The sequence below is a fragment of the Leucobacter chromiireducens genome, assembly GCF_003917135.1.
GTDB classification, from domain to species: domain Bacteria; phylum Actinomycetota; class Actinomycetes; order Actinomycetales; family Microbacteriaceae; genus Leucobacter; species Leucobacter chromiireducens_A.
Genome location: NZ_RPDI01000019.1, coordinates 48,205 through 64,444, shown reverse-complemented (window position 1 = coordinate 64,444; position 16,240 = coordinate 48,205). Strand labels below are relative to the sequence as shown.

Sequence of the window (16,240 nt, the reverse complement as noted above, 5' to 3'; positions counted from 1 at the left end):
CAGCGCGGGATCGCCGATGCCGACGATCGCGCGGCTCAGGCTGCGGTGCAGCTCACGGTCGCCGCGCCCGAGCTCGCGCACGAGCGCGGCGGCGAGCTCCGGGCGCGCATCGGCCGGCGCGACGGCGACTGCCGCGCGCCACGCGGTGCGCGCGATCTCCTCGTCGCTCGAGTGCAGCAGCTCCCCGGTGATCGCGGGCCAGGCACGCGGGTCGCCGAGCTTCGAGACGGTGTGCAGCGCCTGACTCTGCCCGAGCGCGGAGCTCGCGGTGGCGGGGTCCAGCTCGGCGAGCACCCGCGGCAGCACGAGCTCGACCGGCAGCCGCAGGAGCGCCCAGGTGAGCATCTCGCGCACCGAGAAGTCCGGCTCGACCGCGCACCGCGCGATGAGCGGCTCGACGAAGCTCGGCTCCGGGCGGGTGCCAGCGGTGAGCGCCGCCTGCAGCCGCGCGGAGCTGTCGGTGACGGCGAGGGCCGCGGCGAGGCGCTGCGCTCGGGTGGGTGTGGCCTGAGTGTGCATGGTGAGGTCTCCTCTCACCAACTAAGCAACACCTTGACACCGTGTCAAGGTCAAGCCGCCGCGCGCGGCGCTACCGCTCGTGCACGACCGTCCCGGCGAGCACCGTCAGGTCCACGGGAACCTCGGGCAGCCCGGCCGCGCCGACCTCGAACGGGTCGCGCGCGAGCACAACGAGGTCGGCCACCTTCCCCGCAGCGACCGTGCCCTTCCACGCCGCGGCGCGATCCTGCTCGGCCGGGATCGCGGTGTAGCAGCGCAGCCAGCCGAGCAGCCGCTCGCTGCGGGCCGCGGCGTCCGCGCTGCCACCCGTCGCCAGCACGCGCGCCTCAGCATCAGCGATCCCGCGCCGCCAGTCGAAGTCGAGCACCGGCGCGTCCGAGGAGAGCACCAGCACGCCCGCGGCGCGCGCACGGTCGAGCGGCCACGCCGCTCCGGCCACCTCGGCACCGAGCGTGCCAGCGAGCCAGTCGCTCGTGCGCGTCGCGATGCCGGCCTGCGTATTGAGCCACACCCCCATCCGCGCCATGCGCGCCACCTGCTCCGCGGTGACGAGGTCGCCGTGGATGATGACGTGGCCGAGCTCACGGGTGCTGGGGGCTCCCGGCTCGGCCGCCGCCGCCTCGAACGCGTCGAGCGCCAGCTCGATCGTGCGGTCCCCCGTTGCGTGGAGCCCGACCTGCAGCCCGGCGCGGTGTGCGGCACGCAGCATCTCGGCGAGGCCGGCCGCCTTCTCGTCGATACCGTCGCCGACCACGAGGAGGTCACCGTGCGTGCCGTCGTCGTAGGTGTGCGCGGTCCAGGCCTGCCGCGTGAGCGGGATGAGGTCGCCGAAGATTTTCACGCCTGGCACCGCGAACCACGCCGGATCGTTCGCGCCGGCGAGCTCCGCGTGGCGCGCGATGCCAGCGCACACCGTCGCCACCGCGCTCGGCCCGTCGAGGATGCCGTGCAGCGCGAGCAGCGTGACGCGCTGGCGCAGCTGGCCGGCCGCGGCGAGCTCACGGTAGATCTCGATCACCTCGCTGTGGAAGCTCCCGGTCTCGCCGGCATCCTCCCCCGGCCCGATGCCCGGCTCCGTGTAGCTCGTGATCCCCAACTCCGACAGCAGCTCCCCCGCGCGGAGGATCGCTGCGCGACGCTCCGCGCGGCTCGCAACGAGCGGGCCTGGAGCCGCGCTCTCCGCCGACTCCGCGAGGCCGGCCGCAGGCTCGCCGAAGAGCGTGTGCGGCCAGCGTGCGCCGAGCCAGGAGCCGTGCAGGTGCGAGTCGTTAATGCCGGGCAGCACCGCGCGGCCGGCGAGCTCGACCACGCGGGTGTCCGCGCCGATCCAGCGTCCGATCTCGGCGTCATCCCCCACTGCGGCGATGCGGCCGGCACGGATCGCGACGGCGGTCGCGCGGCTTCCCGCCGCGTCCATGACGTGCACCACCCCACCTCGCAGTACGAGCTCGGCGGTGGCGTCCGGCTTGCGGGCAGCAGAATTCGGCATCGTTCCCCCTGTGTTGGGATTGACCGGCGGGGGCGGGAGTTCCCCTCGCGCTTAAGGTCAACGTGTGTAGAATAAAACTTACACGATCGGCGCATCCGGCAACGAGGCCGCGCCGAATCCCCGGATAGGAGACCTCGATGGCGATGCCAACATCCACCCGCGCCGCGGTGCTCACCGCGCACGGCGCGCCCCTCGAAGTGCAGGAACTGCCGCTGCCAGTGGAGATCGAGCCGGGCGCCGCGCTCGTGCAGATCACCTGCACCACCCTTTGCGGCACCGACATCGAGATCTGGGCGGGGAAGATGAGCTTCCCCGGCATGCTCCCGATGCTGCTCGGCCACGAGATGGTCGGCGAGATCGTCGCCGTCGGCGAGGGCACCGTCGACGCGCTCGGCGCGCCGCTGCGCGTCGGCGACCGCATCGGCTGGTCCGAGTCGGTCTGCGGCGAGTGCTTCGGCTGCACCGTGCTCCGTCAGCCGGTCGCGTGCACGCGGCGCGGCTACGGCTTCCTGCAGCGCACCGACACCCCGCCGTACGCCACCGCCGGGCTCTCCGAGTACGCGTACGTCACCCCGGGCGCGCAGAAGCTCAGGCTGCCTGCCGAGGTGAAGGACACGTGGGCCTCGGCGGCCGGCTGCGCCGCGAAGACCGTGCTCCGCGCCTTCGACCGCGCCGGCGGCGTGCGGCCCGGCTCCCGCGTCGTGGTGCAGGGCTCCGGCGCGCTCGGCCTGTTCGCCACCGCCGTCGCGAGCATCTCGGGGGCCGGAACCGTCATCACCGCCGGCGCCCCGGCCGCGCGGCTCGAACTCGCGCAGCGCTTCGGCGCGCACCACACGATCGACATCGCCGGCGGATCGGAGGCGACCGTCGCGCGCGTGCACGAGCTCACCGACGGCCAGGGCGCCGACCTCGTGCTCGACTTCGCGGGGGCGCCGTCCATCGGACCGGAGGCCGTCGGCATGGCGGCCCAGCGCGGCACCATCGCGATCGTCGGTTCGACCGGCCCGACGGGCGACGCGTTCCCGCTGTCCGCAATCATGGGCAAGGAGCTCACCGTCGTCGGCTCGCTGAACGGTGACGTCTCCGACTACTACCGCTCGATCGAGTTCTTCCGCACGTTCGCGGACCGCTTGCCCTGGGACGAGCTGTTCTCGTCGCCCTGCGGGCTCGACGAGGCGTCCGACCGCATCGCCAACATGCACGAGCTGCGCGAGGTGAAGGCAGTGATCGACCCGCGCCTGCCCGCAACGGCTCCCCGCACCGAAAGGACCCCAGCATGACCGCCCCCCTCGTTCCACGCCGCAGGATCGGCACGAGCGCGATCGAGACCTCGGTCTTCGCGCTCGGCTCGTGGCACATCTACGACCGCATGCACTTCGAGGACGCCGTGCGGCTCGTACGCACCGCAATCGACCGCGGCATCACGCTCTTCGACGTCGGCGTGTACGCGGCGCCCGGCGGGCCGCCCGCCTTCACCGACGTGCTCTTCTCCGCGATCATCCGCGCGGCCGGCGTCGCGCGCAGCGACTACCTCCTCTCCGAGAAGCTCTGGGTGGAGGGCTGGGACGAGCGCACCGGCTTCCGCGCGCAGCTCGACGGCGCGCTCTTCCGCGTCGGCGCCGAGCACGCGGACCTCGTGATCCTCGGCGACCTGCGGCGCGACGACCTCGAACTGCGCGACATCGTGATGAACCTCGCGGAGCTCAGCGCGGCCGGCCTGATCCGGGCCTGGGGTGTGAACAACTGGTCGGCGTCGAACGTGGCGGCGCTGCTCGACATCGCCGACGCCGAGGGCGTGCCAGGGCCTGAGATCGCGCAGCTGAAGTACAGCGTCTCCCGCCGCTCGATCCCCGACGGCGAGCCGTTCGCGCGGCTCTTCGCGCGCGGCCTCTCGATGCAGGCCTCCGACGTCATGGAGGGCGGGTACCTCGCCGGCAAGGTCTCGACCGAGCGCGAGGTGGGGCGGGATCCCGGCGGGATCCGGCAGCGCATCATCGACGACGTGCCGAGCTTCGTCGCGCTCGCGGAGCGGCTGGGCGCCACCCCGGCCCAGCTCGCGATCGCGTTCACCCTCACGCACCCGGCGACCGCGACCACCCTGTTCGGTGCGTCGAGCGTCGCCCAGCTCGAGGCGAACCTCGGCAGCCTGGCGCTCCTCGAGCGGGTGGGCGCCGCGGAGCTCCGCGCGCACGTCGAGCCGTTCTGGGCCGACCGCGGCCTCGTCGACCCCGAGGGGCCGTGAGCATGCGCGAGGCCGACCACACGCCAGAGACGGCGCGCCCGGCGCCTCCGCGCCCCGTGCCCTTCGACCCCGAGGTGGTGCCAGCGCTCGACGCACTCGCCGCGAGCGGCGCTCCCCCGCTCACGCGCGACGCGCTCCCCGCGCTCCGCGGCCACGGGCCAGGATTCCCCGACGGCGCGACGGTCGCCGCGGCGCACGGCATCACCGCGCGCGAGCTGCGGATCCCCGGCCCAGCCGGCGCGCCGGAGATCGAGCTCACCGTCTTCGCGCCGCGCGACACCGCGCCGGCTGAGCACACCGCAGCCGAGCACCGCGCACTCCCCCTGCTCGTCAACTTCCACGGCGGCGGTATGATCGTTGGCCACCGCTCCTGGGAGCACGACCGCGTCGCCGACCTCGTCGCGCGGCACGGGGTCATCGGCGTCAACGTCGAGTACCGGCTCGCCCCCGAGCACCCCTTCCCCGCCGGGGTCGAGGACAACTACGCGGCAACATGCTGGGTCGCCGAGCACGCGGCCGAGCTGGGCGGCGACGCCGAGCGCCTCATCGTGATGGGCGGCAGCGCGGGCGGCGGCTTCGCGGCCGCCGTGTCGCTCATGGCGCGGGATCGCGGCGGGCCGGCGATCGCCGGGCAGCTGCTGCTGTGCCCCATGCTCGACAACACGAACACGAGCGTGTCGAGCCTGCAGTACGACGGCATCGGCACGTGGCAGCGCGACGCGAACCTGCTGGCGTGGGAGTGCGTGCTCGGCACCGAGCTCGCGTTCTCCGAGCGGGCCCCGGCGTACGCCGCGCCAACGCGGGCGAGCGATCTGGCCGGCCTCCCGCCCGCCTTCATCGAGGTGGGTGCCGCCGAGATGTTCCGCGACGAGGACACCGCGTACGCGCGCCGGATCTGGGAGACGGGCGGCGAGGCCGAACTGCACGTGTGGTCGGGCGGCTGCCACGGCTTCGACATGTACGCACCGGACGCGGAGATCACCCGCGCCGCGCTCGCCAGCCGCGACTCGTGGCTGCGCCGAGTCCTCGGCGGGCAGGAGGCCGGTCGTGGCTGAGCGGGACGCGGCCCGGCCGGCCCCGGTCCCCACCGATCCGGAGCTCGTTGCCGGGCGCGCGTTCTTCCAGGACCTCGTCGAACGGATCCCGCTGCGCGCAGACACGATCCTCGCGAACCGCGCGCACTTCGCCACGATCATCCAGCCGATGGCGGAGCAGGTGCGCGGCCGTGCGGTGACGCACGAGGACCGGGTGATCCCCGGCCCGCCCGGCTCGCCCGGTGTCGAGATCACGATCGTGCGGCCAACGGCTTCGAACGCGCGGGAGCCACGCCCCGCCGTGCTCGGCATCCACGGCGGCGGCTACGTGCTCGGCACCCGCTTCTTCGGCACCGCCGAGCTCATCGAGCTGGCCGAAGCGTACGGGACCGTCGGGATCGCGGTCGAGTACCGGCTCGCCCCGGAGCACCCGGCCCCCGCCGCGGCGGAGGACTGCTACGCAGCACTCGTCTGGCTCGCGGCGCACGCCGCCGAACTCGGCGTTGATCCCGATCGGATCGTGGTCTCCGGCGCCTCTGCCGGCGGCGGGCTGGCCGCTGCGGTCGCGCTCCTCGCGCGCGATCGTGGCGGGCCGCCGCTCGCCGGGCAGCTGCTCAACACCCCGATGCTCGACGATCGCAACGACACCGTGTCCGCCCGCCAGTGCGCGGAGTGCGGGGCGTGGGACCGCCGCAACAACCACACGGGGTGGACCGCGGCGCTCGGGGCGGATCGCGGCACGGCGCACGTCTCCGCGTACCGCGCCCCGGCCCGCGCCGCCGACCTCGCCGGGCTGCCGCCCGCCTTCCTCGAGGTGGGCTCGGCCGAGGTGTTCCGCGACGAGACCGTTGCCTACGCAACGGGGATCTGGGCCGCGGGCGGCGACGCCGAACTGCACGTGTGGTCGGGCGGGTACCACGGCTTCACCGGCTTCTCCCCGGACGCGGTCGTGTCGCAGGCCGCGAACGCGGCGCGCGCGAGCTGGTGGCGCCGGGTGCTCACGCGATGAGTCGCCTGCGCATCGCCCTCGTTCTGGGTGCGCTCGAGGCGTTCGGTCCCCTCTCGATGGACCTCTATCTGCCCCAGCTCCCCCAGCTGGCGCGCACGCTCGGCACGAGCGACGCGCTCGCGCAGGCCACGATGTCGGTGTGCATGATCGGGCTCGGGCTCGGCCAGCTCATCGCGGGCCCGCTCTCGGACCGCTTCGGCAGGAAACGCCCGCTCGTCGCCGGCGTCGTGCTGTTCGCGGTGCTCTCCGCGGTCTGCGCGCTCGCCCCGTCCATCGAGGTGCTGCTCGGCGCGCGATTTTTGCAGGGCGTCGCGGGCTCAGCCGGCGTCGTGATCTCGATGGCCGTTGCCCGCGACCTCTTCCACGGCGTCGAGCTGTCGCGCATGCTCTCGCTGCTCGCGCTCGTCACTTCCCTCACCCCGATCATCGCGCCGGTGCTCGGCGGCCAGCTCGCGCGGATCATGGACTGGCGCGGGATCTTCCTCGTGCTCGCCGGGATCGGCGTGGTGCTCGTGGTCGTCGCGCAGTTCGGCCTCCGCGAGACGCTCACCGCGGGCAGGCACTCCGGCGGGGCGCTCCGCACGACCGAGAGCCACGCCGCGGCGGTGCTGCGCGATCCGCTCTTCGTCGCCCTCATGGTCGCCGCGTGCCTCGGCGGCGCGGCGTTCTTCTCCTACCTGTCGATGTCGAGCTTCGTGCTGCAGGGGCAGTTCGGCCTCACCCCGCAGCTCTTCAGCGTCGTGTTCGCGGTGAACGCGCTCGCGCAGCTCGGTGGGGCGCAGCTCAGCCGCGTCTTCGTCGCGCGCGTCGGCCCAGCTCGCATGTACCTCGCCGGGCAGCTCGCCGGCGCGCTCGCCGCGCTCCTGCTCGCGGTGGCGACGATCGCCGGCGCGAGCGCGCTCACCGTGATCGTGCTGCTCGCGCTGTTCCTCGGCGCGGCCGGGCTCGGCGGGCCGAACGGTACGACGCTCGCGCTCGGCGGGCACGGTTCGCGCGCCGGCACAGCGTCGGCGCTGCTCGGCATGGCGACGTTCACGGCCGGCGCCGTCGCGGCGCCCATCGTGTCGGCCCTCGCTGGCACCTCAGCGCTCACCATGGTGCTGAGCATCGCGGTCGGGGCGACCGCGGCCGCCCTCGTCGCCGCGCTGGCCGTGCGCAGGCTGGCCCCGGGGTACGAGGCGTGAGCCGGGGCGCTGGCGCCGCGTGCGCCGAGGTGCCGCGTGCACCGAGGTGCCGCGTGCGCCGAGTGGTCACGCACAGACAACCGGACTACCGTCCGAGTCAAGCCCCCCGATACGGCGCCCCCGTAGCCTGAGAAGACCTAATCGGACGCGAAGTTCGGACTCGAAGTGGAGGAGCAATGGAAACCTACGACAGCTTGCTTGCGGCAATCACCCCGACCGGGGGCGAGACGCGCGAGGTGTTCGACCCGGCGACCGGCGAGAAGATCGGCGACGCCCCGTTCCAGGACGTCGCGGCGCTCGAGGCCGCGATCGACACCGCTGCGGCAGCGCAGCCGGCCTGGGCAGCTCTTCCCGACGCCGAGCGCAGCGCGTACCTCCACAAGGCTGCCGACGCGATCGAGGCCTCGGCCGAGGCGCTCGCCGAGCTCCTCTCACGTGAGCAGGGCAAGCCGCTGAGCGGCCCGAACGCGCGCTTCGAGGTGGGCGGCTGCGTCGCGTGGACGCGCACCCCGGCAGACACCCCGCTCCCCGTCGAGGTGCTCGTCGACGACGAGTCCGGCTACGCGGAGATGCACTACCGCCCCATCGGCGTGGTCGGCGCGATCTCGCCGTGGAACTGGCCCATGATGATCTCGATCTGGCAGATCGTCCCGGCCCTCCGCATGGGCAACACCGTGGTGATCAAGCCGGCGGAGACCACCACACTGTCGGTGGTCGCGCTCGTCGCGGTCATGAACCAGGTGCTCCCCGCAGGCGTGCTGAACGTCGTGCCCGGCCCGGGCAGCACCGTCGGCGACGCGCTGACGCGGAGCCCGAAGATCGGCAAGATCATGTTCACGGGCTCGACCCCCGTCGGCAAGCGGATCATCGAGGCCTCGGCCCCGAACGTCACGCGCCTGACGCTGGAGCTCGGCGGCAACGACGCAGGCATCGTGCTCCCCGACGCCGATCCGAAGGCGATCGCTGAGGATCTGTTCTGGGGCGCGTTCATCAACACCGGGCAGACGTGTGCGGCGCTCAAGCGGCTCTACGTGCACGACTCGATCTACGACGCCGTCGTCGAGGAGCTCGCGGCGGTCGCCGCCGCGGTCCCCATGGGCGTCGGCCTCGACGAGCAGAACGTGCTCGGCCCGCTGCAGAACCGCGCGCAGTTCGACGTGGTGGATCGCCTCGTCGAGTCGGCGAAGGCCTCGGGCGCACGCGTGGTGCTCGGCGGAAACCCGGACCGCGAGGCCGTCGGCAACTTCTACCCCGCGACGCTGATCGCCGACATCGATCCCCACCAGGAGCTCGTGCTGGAGGAGCAGTTCGGCCCCGCGCTGCCGATTATCCGTTACTCGGACGTCGACGAGGCGGTGCGCCTCGCGAACGAGCTCGAGGTGGGCCTCGGCTCCTCGGTGTGGTCGAGCGATCGCGCGCAGGCGCTCGCGGTCGCCGCGCGGCTGCAGGCGGGCACGACCTGGATCAACTCGCACGGCGGGCTGCACCCGATGATCCCCTTCGGCGGCGCGAAGCAGTCGGGCTACGGTCGCGAGTTCGGCGTCGAGGGCCTGAAGGCCGTCGCCGAGCCGCACGTCATCAGCGGCTAGTTCCCCGTCGAGGTGCGGGTGCGGCCGGGTGGCCGCACCCGCACCGAGGTTTTCTACACAGGAGCGGCAATGTCCCCAGAGAATGAGCGCGCGCACGACGCGTCCGTGGACGCCGTGCGCGCCGCCGTGCAGCGCTACGTTGACGGCTGCGTCGCCGCGGATCCCGCCGTCGTGCGCGACGCGTTCACGAGCGACGCCGTCATGTGGGGCTATCTAGGCCCCGACTACGTCACGATGAGCGGTACCGACTTCGCCGCGAACGTGGTCGGCACCGCCCAGCCCGCCGGTGCGGAGTACGCTGCGGAGATCCACGGGATCGTCGTGACGGGCAGCGTCGCCCACGCGGTGCTGGAGGAGCGCCAGTTCCTCGGCGCCAACTTCCGCAACGAGTTCGGGCTGATCCTGCGGGACGGCGCCTGGCGCATCGCGAGCAAGATCTTCACCACGGTCGATTGAGCCGCGCGTGGCAGAGCGCCGGGCGCGCCCCCGCCCGCCGATCGAGTACTCGAGCCGGTAGATCTCCGCGGGCGCGGCGGTGAGCACGCGCTCCTGCATGAGCTCCTCGAGCTCGGCGAGCTGCTCATGCTCAGCGGCCGATCGGTGCGTCCGCTGGCTGAGCTCCAGGTACTCGGGGGCGATGGCGAGATCGGCGCGCAGCACGCACGTCACGTGCGCGTCGCCGGCGCTCACTTCGAAGATGTAGCGCGCAAACGCCGGGCCGAGCTCGGCGCGCGCGAGCTCCGAACGTTCCGCGTAGCGCCCGTCGGACACCGCGCGGGTCACCAGCTCGATGGTGTCTCGCGCGCCGGGGTCCGCGAAGGGAGTGTGCACTCGGATGCTGCGCCGGTCCACCCTGCCGCCCGGGGTGCGCGCCGCGAGCTCGGGCAGCGCGCGAGCGAGCGCGGCGAAGGCGTGCGCGACCCCGCCGGGATGCGCCGGCCCGTGGTAGCGCATGCAGTCGGCGAAGCTGTAGCGCAGTTCGACGTCGCCGTCCCACACGATGAGGACGCGGTGCGGCTTCGGGCTGAGGGTCATGCCGGCCGGCTCCCGCCGCGAGCGCCAGGGCGCCGCGCCGCTGACCCGCAGCACTGCGGCGTCCGAAGACGCCGAGGCGCCCGAAGACGCCGAGGCGCCCGGCGGGAAAGCCCGCCGGGCGCCTCGTCAGCGCACGGAGTGCGCGGGCGGGAGGCTGCACGGAACTCGGCCACGTGCTCCGCATCGTGTCCGGCCCCGTGATGCCCCCGCATCGCCCCCGCACCCCCCATGTGCTACCAGCGCGGCTTGCGCTTCCCGTCCGCCCGGTTGCCGCCCTCGTCGCGGCGGTCCGAGCCGTAGCCCCGGTCGCCGCGGTCGTAGCCCCGGTCGCCGCGATCGTACCCGCGGTCTCCCCGGTCCGAGCGGCCGTAGCCGCCACGGTCGCCGCCCCGGTCACCGCGATCGCCGCGGTATCCGCCGCGATCGCCGCGGTCGTAGCCACCACGGCCGCCACGATCGCCCCCGCGATCGCCGCCGTAGCCGCCGCGATCACCACGGTCACCGCGGTCGTACCCACCGCGGTCACCGCGGTCGTAGCCGCCACGGCCGCCACGATCGCCCCCGCGATCGCCTCGGTCGTAGCCGCCCCGGCCCCCGCGGTCACCGCGGTCGTAGCCGCCACGGCCGCCACGATCGCCCCCGCGATCGCCGCCGCCGCGCGGTCCGCGGTCTTCCTTGAGCTCGATCAGCTTGCCGCTGATCCGGGTCTCCGAGAGCTTCCCGAGCGCCTCGCCGGAGAGATCCGCCGGCAGCTCGACCAGCGAGAAGTCGTCGCGCACCTGGATGCGGCCGAAGTCGTCGCGGGTGAGCCCACCCTCGTTCGCGATCGCACCGATGATTTGGCCCGGGTTGATCTTCTGCCGGTGCCCCACCTCGATGCGGTACGTCTTGAGGTCGGTGCGACGCTCGCGCGGGCCGCGATCCTCACGGGCCGGACGGTCGCCGCGGCCACCGCTCACCCCCTCCTCGAGGAAGCGCGCCGCCTGCTTGCGGTCGCGCTCGAACTTGCGGTCGTCCTCCTCGGTGAGCAGCAGCGGGGTGTCCCCCTGCGCCACGACCGCGAGCGCGGCGGCCACATCGGGCTCCGGCACGTCGTGGTTGCGCACGTAGTGGGCGATGATGTCGCGGAAGCGATCGATGCGCGCGGTCTCGCCGAGCGCGGTGGTGATCGCGTCGTCGAAGCGCGAGAGACGGGTCGCGTTGACCTCGTCGACGCCGGGCAGCGGCATCTGCGTCAGCGGCTGCTTCGTGGCCTTCTCGATCGCGCCGAGCAGGCGGCGCTCGCGCGGGGTGACGAAGCTGATCGCGTCGCCCGTGCGGCCGGCGCGGCCGGTGCGGCCGATGCGGTGCACGTACGACTCGGTGTCGATCGGCAGGTCATAGTTGATGACGTGGCTGATGCGCTCGACGTCGAGGCCGCGGGCCGCGACGTCGGTCGCGACGAGGATGTCGAGACGCCCATCCTTCAGCGACTGCACCGTGCGCTCACGCACGTTCTGGGCGATGTCGCCGTTGATCGCGGCGGCCGAGTAGCCGCGCGCACGCAGCTTCTCGGCGACCTGCTCGGAGTCACCGCGCGTGCGGGTGAAGACGATGAGGCCGTCGAAGTCCTCCACCTCAAGGATGCGGGTGAGCGCGTCGAGCTTCTGCGTGTAGGAGACGACGTTGTAGCGCTGCGTGATGTTCGAGCTCGTCTGCGTCTTCCCGGCGATCTTGATCTCCTGCGGGTCGCGCAGGTGCTGCTGGGAGATGCGCCGGATCTGCGCGGGCATCGTCGCGGAGAACAGGGCGACCTGCTTCTCCGTCGGCGTCTCGGCAAGGATCGTCTCGACGTCCTCCGCGAAGCCCATCTTGAGCATCTCGTCGGCCTCGTCGAGCACGAGGTACTTGATCTCGCTGAGGTCGAGCGAGCCGCGCTTCAGGTGATCCATGATGCGGCCGGGGGTGCCGACCACGATGTCCACGCCGCGGCGCAGCGCCGACAGCTGCTGGCCGTAGGCCTGGCCGCCGTAGACGGGGAGGAGGTGCACCTCGGGGAGGTGGGTGGCGTAGCTCTCGAACGCCTCGCACACCTGGAGCGCAAGCTCACGGGTGGGGGCAAGCACGATGGCCTGGGGCACGCCCTGGCCGGGCTGAATACGGGAAAGGACGGGAAGCGCGAAGGCTGCGGTCTTGCCGGTGCCGGTCTGCGCGAGGCCGACAACGTCGCGCCCCTCCAGCAGTACCGGGATCGTTGCGGCCTGAATGGCCGACGGCGTTTCGTAGCCAACCTCGGTCACGGCGCGGAGCACCTCGGGTGCGAGGCCCAGCTCGGCGAAGGTGATGCGCTCGCCCTCGGTGGTGTCGGGGGTTGCGGTCGCGCCGGCTTCGGGCGCGGCATTCTCAGAAGAGGTCATCATATTAGTCTACCCCGGGAAAACGTGGTAGCGTACCGCCCCGCCGCAGTGACCTGAGACGGGGCGGCGACACCGGCCGTCAGCCGGCGCTCAGCCGGCGCGCAGCTCGAGCCACGCGGCGCGGCGCGCGGCCTGCCTGCCAGGATCCGCCACCGGGGACGCCGCGAGCAGCCGCTTGCTGTACGGGTGCTGCGGGGCGCGGGTCACCTGCTCCCCGTCGCCCACCTCGACGAGCTCGCCGCGCGTCATCACTGCGACGCGGTGGCAGATCCTGCGCACCACCCCGAGGTCGTGCGACACGAAGAGATACGCCACCCCGGTGTCGCGCTGCAGCTCGATGAGCAGTTCGAGCACGGTGGCCTGCGTGGTGAGATCGAGCGCGCTCACCGGCTCGTCGCAGATGATGAGCCGCGGCTCGCGCACGAGCGCACGAGCGATCGCGATGCGCTGCCGCTGACCGCCGGAGAACTCGCGCGGCAGGCGGTCGATGACGCTGCTCGGCAGGCGAACGCGGTCGAGCATCTCGGTGACGGTACGGCGCGCGGCCGCGCGGTCGACGCCGCCGACGGTCAGCGGCTCCGCGAGAATCTCACCGATCGTGAGCTGCGGGTTGAGCGAGCCGTACGGGTCCTGGAACACCACCTGGATGTCGGCGGCGAGGGCGCGGCGCTCCGCGCGGCTCGCGTGGGTGATGTCCCGTCCGGCGAACGTGATCGAGCCGCTCGCGACGGGCGCGAGCCCGAGAATCGCCTTCCCGAGCGTTGACTTGCCCGAGCCAGACTCGCCGACGAGGCCGACGCACTCCCCGGCGCCAACATCGATGGACACCTCGTGGAGCACCGGGTTCGGGCGGCGCTTCGTGCCGTAGTCGACGACCACGTCGCGGGCGGACAGGAGCGGAGCAAACTCGGTCATCGGGAGACCCCCTCGTGCGGCGCGACGTCGACCGTCGCTGCGGGTGAACTGGGTGCTGCGCCAGCGTGGCGCTCCGCCGCGGTCGCCGCGGCGTCGAGCTCCGCGCGGCTCGCGGCGGTGTCGAGCGAGGCGGCGATGAGCTCGCGGGTGTACGGCTGCTCGGCGTGCGCGAAGATCGGGCCGACGTCGTCGATCTCCACGATGCTGCCGCCGCGCATCACGACGACCCGGTCGCAGATGTCCGCGACGACGCCGAAGTTGTGCGTCACGATCACGAGCGCCATATCGCCCTCGCGCTGCAGCTCGCGCAGCAGCTCGAGCACCTCGGCCTGCACCGTGACGTCGAGCGCCGTGGTCGGCTCGTCGGCGACGAGCACGGACGGCCGGCCGGCGATCGCACCCGCGATCAGGACCCGCTGCGCCATGCCGCCGGAGAGCTCGTGCGGGTAGCGCTGCATCACCCGCTCGGGATCCACGATGCCGACCCTGCCGAGCACCTCGAGCGCACGCGCACGCGCCTCGGTCTTGCTCATGCCGTGCACGGCGCGCAGCGGCTCGGTGAGCTGGAATCCGATCGTGTACGAGGGGTCGAGGTTCGTCATCGGCTCCTGCGGGATGTAGCCGATCTCGTGCCCGAGCAACTGCGCGCGCTCTCGCCTGGACAGCGTGGTCACGTCCTCGCCGCCGATCCAGATCGCGTCGGCGGTGTAGTAGCCGGACTTCGGGAGGAGATCCAGCATCGAGAACACGGTCTGCGACTTCCCCGAGCCCGACTCGCCGACGATACCGACCACCTCGCCAGGCGAGACGTCGAGAGTGATGCCGTGCACCACCTCCACCTCGCCGGCCTGGGTCTCGTAGCTGACGCGCAGGTTCTCGATGCGCACGGCCGAGTCGACCGCGGCGACCGAGATCGAACCGGTCGTCGTGGTGGAGGCCCCCGCAGGCAGCTTCGCGGCGTTCTCCGCCGCGATCCTGCGCCGCTCGCGGCGCGAGAGGGTGGGCGTCTGCACGCTGATCACGTCGGCGAGCGTCGAGCCGAGCACCGCGAGCGCCGCGATCGTGATCCCGAGCGCGAGCGACGGCCAGAGCAGCAGCAGCGGATCCGTGCGCATCACCTTGAAGCCCTCGTTCATCGCGGCGCCCCACCCCGGGGTGGTGCCGCCGCCGATGCCGAGGAACTGGAGGCCCGCCTGCATGCCCATCGCCATGCCGGCCGTGAGCGCCGACTGGATCACGATCGGGGCGGTGACCTGGGTGATGATATGCCTGCCCATGATGCGGATGTCGGAGAGGCCGGCGACGCGCGCCGCGTCGATGTATGCCTCGCCGCGCACCGCGCGCACGGTCGAGCGCGTCAGCCGGAAGTAGCCGGGCGCCATGAACACGCCGACGGTGATCATCAGCAGAGTGAAGTTGTTGCCCGTGTTCGCGCCAACGATGAGCAGGATCACCATGCCGGGGATCGACTGCAGACCATCGCTGATCCAGGTGCCGATCCGATCCATGCGGCCGCCGAAGTAGCCGGCAGCGAGCCCGGACGGGACACCGATCGCGAGCGCCGTGCAGATCGCGATGAGCGCACCCCAGAGCGTGATCTGCGTGCCCCAGATGAGGCGACTCGCGACGTCGCGGCCGGTGGTGTCGCCGCCGAGCCAGTGCGCGGCGCTCGGCTTCGCGCGTGTGATCGAGAGGTCGACGAGATTGGGATCGTAGGGCGCGAGCCAGGGCGCCAGCACGCCGACGAGCACCACGAGCGCGAGCACGCCGAGCGCGATGGCGCCGGCCGGGCGCTTCACGAGCCTGAGGAACACGGCCTCGCGGCGGCCGCCGCGCGTATCGATCGGAGCTTCGAACGAGGTGGTCATTTCGCACGCGCTTTCGGGTTGATCCAGCCGAGCAGGATATCGAGCAGGAAGTTGACGATGACGACGAACACGACGGTGATCACCGTGATCCCGAGCAGCATCGGAATGTCGCCGTTCTGGGAGGAGGCCTGCGTGAGCGGGCCGATGCCCGGCAGCGCGAAGATCTGCTCGACGATGATCGCGCCGGAGAGCAGACCGACGAACATGAGCGCGAGCACGGTGAGCGAGGCCGGGGCCGCGTTGCGCAGGAGGTGCAGCACGACGCGCCAGGAGGGGAGGCCGCGGCTGCGGAGCGTCCGCACGTAGTCGTGCGAGTCGGCCTGGATGATGGCGTTGCGCAGTTGCTCGGCGATCATGACGATCGCCCCGAGCGCGAGCGCGATCGCCGGCAGGGTGATCGACTGCACCCAGCCGCCCACCGACTCCGTCGGCGCGACGTAGCCGACGGCGGGGAACCAGCGCAGGTTCACCGCGAACGTCATGACGAGCACGAGCGCCACCCAGAACCCTGGCAGCGCGAACAGGATCACCGCCGCGGCCTTCACGATCTTGTCGAGCCAGGTGTTCGGTCGGAGACCAGCGGCGACGCCGAGCACCGCACCGAGCAGCGCGGAGAGCAGGATCGCGACGGAGACCACCGAGAGCGTGACGGGGAGCTTCAGCGCGAGCTGGGAGCCAACGGGCTGGAAGTTCTTCCAGGAGACGCCGAGGTCGCCGCGGAAGAGCCCGCCGAACCACTCGCCGAACTGGACGAGCAGCGGGCGGTCGGTGCCGATGCGCTGCGCGAGCGTGGCCTGCGCCTCAGGGGTGGCCGCGCTGCCGAGCAGCCCGAGCGTGGGGTCGGGGATCGCGGCGTGCGCGAGGAAGAACGTGCCCGTCGCGACGGCGACGAGGAGGATCACGCCGGACAGCAGCCGTTTGAGGGTGAAGGTGAGCATCGGGTCTCCGAGGGCTGGGATG

13 protein-coding genes are annotated in these 16,240 nt (G+C 72.5%); 7 read left to right on the top strand and 6 right to left on the bottom strand.

Going from position 1 to position 16,240, the window contains the following annotated elements; all coding sequences use genetic code 11:
• Both EGM46_RS10100 and EGM46_RS10095 read right to left on the bottom strand, forming a co-directional pair.
• Nucleotides 1-519: HEAT repeat domain-containing protein (locus EGM46_RS10100; protein WP_125100028.1), on the bottom strand; the 519-nt coding region annotated here is incomplete at its 3' end.
• A gap of 70 nt (nucleotides 520-589) precedes the next feature.
• A complete protein-coding gene (locus EGM46_RS10095) occupies nucleotides 590-2,008 on the bottom strand; it encodes an amidohydrolase (protein ID WP_125100027.1) in 1,419 nt (472 codons plus the stop codon).
• Between the two features lie 137 nt (nucleotides 2,009-2,145).
• Here EGM46_RS10095 and EGM46_RS10090 point away from each other — a divergent pair, with 137 nt between their 5' ends.
• From EGM46_RS10090 to EGM46_RS10060, 7 genes are all read left to right on the top strand, one after another.
• Nucleotides 2,146-3,288: a zinc-binding dehydrogenase gene (locus EGM46_RS10090; protein ID WP_206427551.1), complete on the top strand. Its 1,143-nt coding sequence runs from the start codon at nucleotides 2,146-2,148 to the stop codon at nucleotides 3,286-3,288.
• On the top strand, nucleotides 3,285-4,250 hold the full coding sequence (locus EGM46_RS10085; RefSeq protein ID WP_125100026.1) for an aldo/keto reductase: 966 nt from the start codon (nucleotides 3,285-3,287) through the stop codon (nucleotides 4,248-4,250). The genes EGM46_RS10090 and EGM46_RS10085 overlap by 4 nt, the downstream gene beginning before the upstream one ends.
• A 2-nt stretch (nucleotides 4,251-4,252) precedes the next feature.
• Nucleotides 4,253-5,305 (top strand): alpha/beta hydrolase, encoded by a 1,053-nt coding sequence (locus tag EGM46_RS10080; protein WP_125100025.1) that lies wholly within the window; start codon nucleotides 4,253-4,255, stop codon nucleotides 5,303-5,305.
• Entirely contained in the window at nucleotides 5,298-6,293 is a 996-nt protein-coding gene (locus EGM46_RS10075; RefSeq protein ID WP_125100024.1) for an alpha/beta hydrolase, read from the top strand. Before EGM46_RS10080 ends, EGM46_RS10075 begins: the two co-directional genes overlap by 8 nt.
• Nucleotides 6,290-7,477 carry a multidrug effflux MFS transporter gene (locus tag EGM46_RS10070; RefSeq protein WP_125100023.1) on the top strand — a complete coding sequence of 396 codons (1,188 nt, stop codon included), beginning with the start codon at nucleotides 6,290-6,292 and terminating at the stop codon, nucleotides 7,475-7,477. Before EGM46_RS10075 ends, EGM46_RS10070 begins: the two co-directional genes overlap by 4 nt.
• Before the next feature lie 176 nt (nucleotides 7,478-7,653).
• Nucleotides 7,654-9,066: an aldehyde dehydrogenase family protein gene (locus tag EGM46_RS10065; protein ID WP_125100022.1), complete on the top strand. Its 1,413-nt coding sequence runs from the start codon at nucleotides 7,654-7,656 to the stop codon at nucleotides 9,064-9,066.
• Between the two features lie 69 nt (nucleotides 9,067-9,135).
• Nucleotides 9,136-9,522 (top strand): nuclear transport factor 2 family protein, encoded by a 387-nt coding sequence (locus EGM46_RS10060; protein ID WP_125100021.1) that lies wholly within the window; start codon nucleotides 9,136-9,138, stop codon nucleotides 9,520-9,522.
• Nucleotides 9,523-10,334: 812 nt separating this feature from the next.
• On the opposite strand, the gene EGM46_RS10055 is transcribed toward EGM46_RS10060, so the two are convergent.
• The 4 genes from EGM46_RS10055 to EGM46_RS10040 form a co-directional block, all read right to left on the bottom strand.
• On the bottom strand, nucleotides 10,335-12,500 hold the full coding sequence (locus EGM46_RS10055; protein WP_125100020.1) for a DEAD/DEAH box helicase: 2,166 nt from the start codon (nucleotides 12,498-12,500) through the stop codon (nucleotides 10,335-10,337).
• 87 nt (nucleotides 12,501-12,587) lie between these two features.
• A complete protein-coding gene (locus EGM46_RS10050; protein ID WP_125100019.1) occupies nucleotides 12,588-13,412 on the bottom strand; it encodes an ABC transporter ATP-binding protein in 825 nt (274 codons plus the stop codon).
• Entirely contained in the window at nucleotides 13,409-15,280 is a 1,872-nt protein-coding gene (locus tag EGM46_RS10045) for a dipeptide/oligopeptide/nickel ABC transporter permease/ATP-binding protein (RefSeq protein WP_125100018.1), read from the bottom strand. The genes EGM46_RS10050 and EGM46_RS10045 overlap by 4 nt, the downstream gene beginning before the upstream one ends.
• Nucleotides 15,277-16,218, bottom strand: coding sequence for an ABC transporter permease (locus EGM46_RS10040; RefSeq protein ID WP_125100017.1), 942 nt, complete (start codon nucleotides 16,216-16,218; stop codon nucleotides 15,277-15,279). The genes EGM46_RS10045 and EGM46_RS10040 overlap by 4 nt, the downstream gene beginning before the upstream one ends.
• Between the last annotated feature and the right edge of the window lie 22 nt (nucleotides 16,219-16,240).